General features: G+C 34.8%; 1 protein-coding gene. It reads left to right on the top strand.

Annotated features, from left to right (window positions below; translation table 11 throughout):
- The first annotated feature begins 461 nt into the window (after positions 1-461).
- On the top strand, positions 462-1,586 hold the full coding sequence (locus U9P79_09085; GenBank protein MEA2104774.1) for a hypothetical protein: 1,125 nt from the start codon (positions 462-464) through the stop codon (positions 1,584-1,586).
- Positions 1,587-1,854: the final 268 nt, after the last annotated feature.

The following is a 1,854-nucleotide window of genomic DNA, read 5'->3' as shown; positions in this document are numbered from 1 at the left end:
TATTCATTGTTCATTATTAATTATTTTTGTCTTTCCCTTTTTTCACCGCCGAGAACGGAGAGTTTATTCTTTTTACTTTTCCTGACCAGTGAAATGCATTTATCTGTTTTATTTATCCCGTGAAATGATTTTATCTTTTTTATTTATCCCGTGAAATGCTTTTATCTTTTTTATTTATCCCGTGAAATGCTTTTATCTTTTTTATTTCACTGGGATTTCACTGGGATTTCACCGGGTTGCTTTTTTCATTTTACATTTTACATTCTACATTCTACATTCTACATTATTCATTCTTCATTGTTTTTCCTTTCTCCCTTTTCCCTTTTCTATATTACCTTTCAGACAAATCTCCTTGACAATAAAACACTGCCCCCTTTTTGTTTGTAAAAAATCGGAGAAAAATTTATGATAATGCAACAGGTAGTTGGTAAGAGTCTAAAATTTGTCAAGAAGGATACGGAATGACAGTAACCATCCGAGAAGTTACATCAAACAAACAATTCAGACAATTCATTAATTTTCCATATAAACTATATAAAGGGAATAAATACTGGGCGCCACCCATACGAAGTGACGAAAAAAGTACACTATCCCGAAGTAAAAATCCTGCCTTTGAATATTGCAATACAAAATATTGGTTAGCCTATAAAGACGGAAAAATTGCCGGAAGAATAGCGGGTATTCACCACAAAAGTCATATTGAAAAATGGGGTAAAAACCAGCTTCGTTTCGGGTGGATTGACTTTATTGATGATCCTGAAGTTACCTCTGCTTTATTATCAGCAGTAGAAAATTGGGCGAGAGAATTAAAAATGGAATCTATAATCGGACCTCTTGGTTTTACCGATCTGGATTACTCGGGGATGTTGGTAGAGGGATTCGAGGAACTGGGGACTCTTGCTACAATTTACAATTATCCCTATTATCCTGAATATTTAGAGTTAAACGGATACAGAAAAGACGCTGATTGGATAGAATATCAGATAACTATCCCAGTTGAAAAACCGGCGTTTATTGAGAAATCAGCAAAAAGGGTGAAACGTCAGCAAAAATTAAGATTAGTCGAAGCGAAAAAGACCAAAGAAATATTACATTATGCAAAAGGATTATTTGATGTTATAAACGAATCTTATAGTAAATTATACGGGGTTGTCCCTTTGTCTGAAAAACAGATTGAAAAATATACAAAGCAATATATCGGCTACGTTCATCCAGATTATATTGCTCTAATTGTAGATGATTCCGATAATGTTGTGGCGTTTGGTGTTACAATGCCCTCGTTTACAAAAGCGCTTCAAAAATCACAAGGCAGATTATTTCCTTTCGGTATCTTCCATTTATTGAAAGCAATGAAGAAAAATGATCTCGTTGATTTTTATTTGATAGGTATTAAATCGGAATATCAAGGAAAAGGCGTTGGGGCAATGATCATGAATAAAATGGCAGACAGTTTTATAAAAAGGGGTATCAAATTCGCCGAATCGAATCCGGAACTGGAATCAAACGATAAAATTCAGACCCAATGGAAATTTTTCGATAAACGGCAGCATAAGAGAAGGCGAAGTTATATTAAAGATTTGAACTGAAATTTCCGGAGCCGATCATACATTGAATTTTAATTCATCTTCTGCGTGAGTATAAATGCCCATGCTAAATTGAATAAAAAATCTCATCAGCCCATCAATATTTCTCGTTCCTTAAGCCCCTTTTTTCACCGCCGAGAACGGAGAGTGTTTGCTCTTTTGAATGTCGCACCTACGGTGCTTTTGTTCTTTTATTCATCGAACATAAGGCTAACGCCTTATGCTACAAAGATTCCGCACCTCTGGTGCTGATTTAAAATTTGATTTTTTT

It is taken from the genome of Candidatus Cloacimonadota bacterium (assembly GCA_034661015.1).
GTDB lineage: Bacteria > Cloacimonadota > Cloacimonadia > JGIOTU-2 > JGIOTU-2 > JAYEKN01.
Note: the sequence above shows the minus strand (reverse complement) of the source record. Positions and strands in the feature narration are given on the sequence as shown.